The following is a 5,520-nucleotide window of genomic DNA, read 5'->3' on the forward strand; positions in this document are numbered from 1 at the left end:
GGCAAGCCAACCTGTTGATCTGCGCTTTTTTTGAACAAGTTTATCCTTTGACAGACCCGGAAGTCACGCCTTCCACATAGAAGCGTTGCATGAAGATGAACAGGATCGTGATCGGGATGGCGATCAGTACGCAACCTGCGGTGAACGCCATGAACAGCGAGTTAGCGGTTGTGCGGGTCATCATCGTGAACAGCCCGATCGCTATCGTGTAGTTCGGGATGTTGTCGCCCATGATGATTTTTGCGAAGATGAAGTCCATCCACGGTCCCATGAAAGCCAGCAAGGACGTGTACACGATGATCGGTTTGGACAACGGCAGCGTGATTTTCGTGAAAATCTCCCACTTGTTGGCGCCGTCGATCATTGCCGATTCATCCAGCGCCATCGGGATCGTATCAAAGAATCCTTTGGCGATGTAGAAGCCCAACGCGGAGCCCGCGGAATAGACCAGAATCAAAGCAAGCAGGCTTTCCGTCAGGTTCAGAGCTTTCAGGATGTAGTACACGGCGATCATGCTCATGAATCCGGGGAACATGTTCAGGACCAGCGCAACTTTCAGGAACGGTTTCCGCATCTTGAAGCGCAGGCGCGACAGTGCGTACGCCATTGCGATCGTGATGAAAGTCGACAGGATGCAGCTGATCACGGAAACAAACAGCGTGTTCAGGAACCAGCGCACAAACGGATAATTGCCGGTCGTGTTCTGCAGCAGGATCCTGTAGTTTTCCAAAGTGAATGATTTTGGAATGATGTAAGGAACGAACGCCCCGCCCTCTGCCCGGAAGCTGGTCAAAACGATCCATACGATAGGGAACAGCCAAATGACCGACAGGACAGCCAGGATGGCGTAGACTGCAGCCAGCGAATACCGCCGCTGCGCTTTGTATCCTGTTGTTTTCTTTGCTTTTGCCATGTTTTTAGCCCTCCTTGAATGAATTCGTTCTTGTGTAAGCCAGCAGACTGAAAGCTGCGGACAGGATGAAGATCAGGATGCCGATGACGGACGCCAAGTTGTAGTCCATCGTGTTGACTGTCAAGTTGTACAGCCACGTAACCAGCAAATCCGTCGAACCCGCTCCGTAGAAATCGGAATTTGATGGGCCGCCGCCGGTCAAAAGGAAAATGACGTTGAAGTTGTTGATGTTGCCGATGAACTGTTGGATCAACGCTGGCATCATGACGAACAAAATTTGCGGGAAAGTGATGTTCCTGAAAATCTGCAGCTTGTTGGCGCCGTCGATCCGCGCCGCCTCAATCTGATCAGTCGGCAGGTTTTGGATGATCCCCGTCGAAACCAGCATCGTTGCCGGAATACCGATCCACATATTGACGACGATGACCGTAATTTTAGCCCAAATCGGATCCGTCAAAAACGGAATGGCAGCATCGATCAGGCCCAGGCTCAGCAGCGTTGCGTTGATGGGACCCGCGCCATTCAACAGGTTGCGCATCACCAACAGCGAGATGAACTGCGGCACTGCCATCGTGATGACGAAAATCGTGCGCCAAACGCCTTTGAATTTCAGGCCTTTGGTATTGATCAAAAGCGCCAGCAGGATGCCGAAGAAAAAGCAAGTGACAGTCGCAAGCGTAGCCCAGATCAGCGTCCAGCCCAAGACCGGGAAGAAGGTGTCTGCCATATTCCCCGAGATGACGTTGCCGAAGTTCACCAAGCCGACCCAAGTAAAGAGGTTTTTCGGCGGCAAGTGCGTATGATCATAGTTCGTGAAGGCGATCGAGATCATGTAGAGCAGCGGCAGGACTGTGAACAGCAGCACGCCCAGCAACGGAATCGTCATCAGGGTGGCATAGAACCGTTCGTTCAGCAAGCTTCCCAGATCATCCATCGTGCTCGGGATCTTTTTGCCCGCTTGCTTCAGCTCATGGATATTTCGCACGCTTTTCAGATTGATGATGTACAAACCAACAAGGAGCACACAAATCACAATGGCAGCAATGCCGAATAATAGCAGTAACATCGAGTTGTCGCCCTCTTGCAGCACTTCAATCCCCAAGCGTTCGTCAAAAACGAGCCCTTGTTCTTGGGTTCCCAACGTCGCCAACATGGCCAGCGCCCGCAGTCCGTTGCGGATCAGCCAATAGAAGAAGGCGATCTGCGAAAACAGGAAAATCAAACCCTTTAAGTATTGTTTATTGGCAAGATTGGCAGCTCCCATGACAACAAAGGAAAGTTTTGTTGCGATGTCCCCTTCTTTGAACAATTCCCGAAAGGTCATCTGCTGGCCGTAACTTTTTTTCTTGAACATGGCTTCCCCACTCACTTTCATGATTTAAATAAGAGGGACGAAAGATGCGTGATCTTTCGCCCTCCCTTTTTTAATTTCTTTTATTCTTTTTCTTCCTTAGGTTCTGTCACTTTGGATGTGTCTTCGACCAATTTGTCCAGTTTTTCCATGTACTCGGATTCTGTGATGTTGCCTTTGTATGCATCATTGATGATGGCATCCATTGCTGGCCAGAATGAAACGATTTCCGGAACTTTAGGCATTACGACTGAATGAGTGGATTGGGACATTTCCATGACCGCTTTCGCTACAACATCTTCTTGCACTTCCGCATTTGCCTGAACGACCTTGTTCGATGGGATGACGCCCATTTCCTGGAATTCAGTCATTTGGGAAGTTTCGTTGGACAGGTAGTTCGCCAAAGCCATGGATGCTAAAGGAGCATCTGTCTGTTGGTTTACGGCAAACAACTTAACACCCAAGAAAGCTTTCATCTGAACTTCACCGCTGCCGAAATCGACTGTCGGGTAAGCAGCCACGCCCATGTTCTCGCCCAAGGCTTTGATGACGTCATTTTTCGACCAAGGACCGGAAAGGAATGCGTCCGAAACGCCTGCTTCCAAGTTTGCCAATGCTTCAGCACCGGATTGGATCACGCCTGGATTGTTCTTTTGAGCTGCAATCCACGCAAGCACTTCAGCACCTTTTTCGTCATTGAAATTGGTTCCGCTTGGATCTTCACCGGTTTCACCGTACAAGTAAAGACCGTTACTCATGAACAGAGGCCCGAAGATATAGTTGGCTCCGGCTTCAGCAAAGTTTGTGCCGATTTTGCCTTTTTCAGACAGTGTCGTCCAGCTCTTCACATCGTCTTCAGTAAGTTTCGCTTTGTTATAGTAGAGAACTTGCGATTCAACGCCGTATGGGTAGCCATAAAGCTCATCGTTCCACGTTACGCCTTCCACAGCCGATTCCACGTTGTTTGCTTTTACTTCATCTGCGTATTTTGTGTTCGGGTACAACAGACCCGCTTCAGCCATTTGACCGACCTGGTCATGCGGCATCATGAAAACATCGGCAGCCGCTTTCGGATCTTTCGAGACATCTTTTTTTGCATCCGCTGAGCTTCCTGCTGCCACTTCAACCGTAACTTCAGGGAATTCTTTTTCGAAGTCCGCTACGATTCCTTTGAAGACTTCCACGTGATCCGTATCCACCCACAATTTAACATCGCCTTCTACAGCGACTTCCCCGGATGTGTTCTCAGCCGAGCCTGTGTCGCTTGTATCCGTTGTGCCGCCGCATGCCGCTAAGACCATTGCGGACGCCCCTAGAATTAAACCGCTTCCAAAATATCTTTTCCAATTCGTCTTCACTTGCTTGTCCCCCTTGAAATGAGTTTCGATTACAAATCTGATTATGCAACCGATTGCCTAAATAGTCAAGCGTTATTTCTCATAAAAAGAAAACGGTTTAGTTTTTTGATGAGTCAGATCGATTGCGAAAAGCTTTATTATATAGGCATATCAAAGGTTTTTAACAAGTCGAAATACTTCGAAAATAAATTTCCGTCCCAAAAATTAAATGCAACCGATTGCTAAAAGTTCTTGTAACCGATTATGCAATGTGCCACAATGTGGGAAAACAAAGAGTGAAAAGGAGCCGATACCACTATGAACACTTCAGCGCTTTACCATCGTCCCGAAAGTGAGTTTGCCTATCTATATGACCCAGAAACGATGCACGTCCGTTTGCGTACCGCCCGCGGAGACGTTAGAGAGATGGGGCTGCTTTACGGGGACCCTTATTTTTTGGACAAAGAGGAGTGGTTCCGCAAACCGCTTCAGATGATCAAAACACTTTCTACGGATCTATATGATTACTGGTTTGTGCAAGTGAACGCACCTTTAAAACGCTTAGCCTATGCGTTCTCCTTAACGGGCCATGACGGAATCTCCGTCTTCTATGGCGATCACGGCGTCTATCCATTAGAAGAAGAATATTTGCGGATGCCGAATAATTATTTCCGGATGCCCTTCTTCCATGAAGTCGACCGCTACAAAACACCTGAATGGGTCAAAAAAACCGTTTGGTATCAGATCTTCCCTGACCGTTTCGCCAACGGGGATACAGCCAACGATCCGGAAGGGACGCTGCCTTGGGGATCGGAAGAGCCGAACAGACAGAACTTCTTCGGCGGCGACCTGCAGGGGGTCATCGACAAGCTTGATTATTTGGAGGACCTAGGAATCAACGGGATTTATTTCTGTCCGATTTTTGAAGCTTCTTCCAATCATAAATATGACACGATCGATTACCTGAAAATCGACCCGGCCTTCGGCGATGCCGAAACGTTCAAAAAACTCGTGGATGAATGCCACAGGCGCGGCATGAAAGTCATGCTGGATGCCGTCTTCAACCATATCGGCGATTCTTCCCCGCAATGGCAAGACGTGCTTGAAAATGGCGAAGATTCGAAATATGTCGACTGGTTCCACATCAATGAGTTCCCCGCTTCATACAAGCGCGGCGAAAATTTTGAGGATGCTTACGATATCACCTATGATGTCTTTGCCGCCAACCCGCATATGCCGAAGCTGAATACGGCCAATCCAGAAGTGCAGGATTATCTGCTGAACATCGCCCGTTATTGGATCGAAGCCTTCGATATCGACGCTTGGCGTTTGGATGTCGCGAACGAAGTCGACCACGCTTTTTGGAAAAAATTCCGGATCGTCTCCGATGAGGCCAAAAAAGATTTCTACATTCTCGGTGAAATTTGGCATTCTTCCCAGAACTGGCTGCAGGGCGATGAGTTCCATGCGGTCATGAACTACGCCTTCACTGATGCGATCATGGGCTATTTCGTGAAGAATGAATTATCATTGAGTAAAATGGTGTCGGAAATGAACAACCAACTGATGCTCTATCGCGATCAAACGAACCAAATGCAGTTCAACATTTTGGATTCCCATGATACGCCGCGCCTGTTGACCGAAGCCAACGAGGACAAAGACATCATGAAACAGGCGATGGCCTTCACCTATATTCAGCCTGGCGTCCCTTGCCTGTACTACGGGGATGAAATCGGCTTGACCGGCGGCATGGACCCGGATTGCCGCAAGTGCATGGTCTGGGAAGAAGAAAAGCAGGACCGTGATCTGCACCGATTCGTGAAAGAACTGAACGGCATCCGCAAAGAGCAGCAAAAAATCCTTTCGGAAGGCACCGTTTATTGGCGCCAAGTATCCGAAGAATCCGGCGTGATCATTTT

4 protein-coding genes are annotated in these 5,520 nt (G+C 48.8%); 1 reads left to right on the forward strand and 3 read right to left on the reverse strand.

Translation table 11 applies throughout. From position 1 onward, the window contains the following. Positions 1-40: 40 nt before the first annotated feature. The 3 genes from WBV27_RS03730 to WBV27_RS03740 all read right to left on the reverse strand — a co-directional run bounded on the left by WBV27_RS03730 (position 41) and on the right by WBV27_RS03740 (position 3,622). Positions 41-913, reverse strand: coding sequence for a sugar ABC transporter permease (locus WBV27_RS03730; RefSeq protein WP_321292692.1), 873 nt, complete (start codon positions 911-913; stop codon positions 41-43). Between the two features lie 4 nt (positions 914-917). Further along, positions 918-2,267, reverse strand: a complete 1,350-nt coding sequence (locus WBV27_RS03735) for a carbohydrate ABC transporter permease (RefSeq protein ID WP_424199535.1) — start codon at positions 2,265-2,267, stop codon at positions 918-920. Positions 2,268-2,347: 80 nt separating this feature from the next. Beyond that, positions 2,348-3,622, reverse strand: coding sequence for an extracellular solute-binding protein (locus WBV27_RS03740; protein ID WP_424199537.1), 1,275 nt, complete (start codon positions 3,620-3,622; stop codon positions 2,348-2,350). A gap of 297 nt (positions 3,623-3,919) precedes the next feature. On the opposite strand from WBV27_RS03740, the gene WBV27_RS03745 reads away from it, so the two are divergent. Continuing rightward, a partial coding sequence (locus tag WBV27_RS03745; protein WP_424199539.1) for a glycoside hydrolase family 13 protein occupies positions 3,920-5,520 on the forward strand: 1,601 nt, incomplete at its 3' end.

It is taken from the genome of Trichococcus sp., from assembly GCF_049589555.1.
GTDB lineage: Bacteria > Bacillota > Bacilli > Lactobacillales > Aerococcaceae > Trichococcus.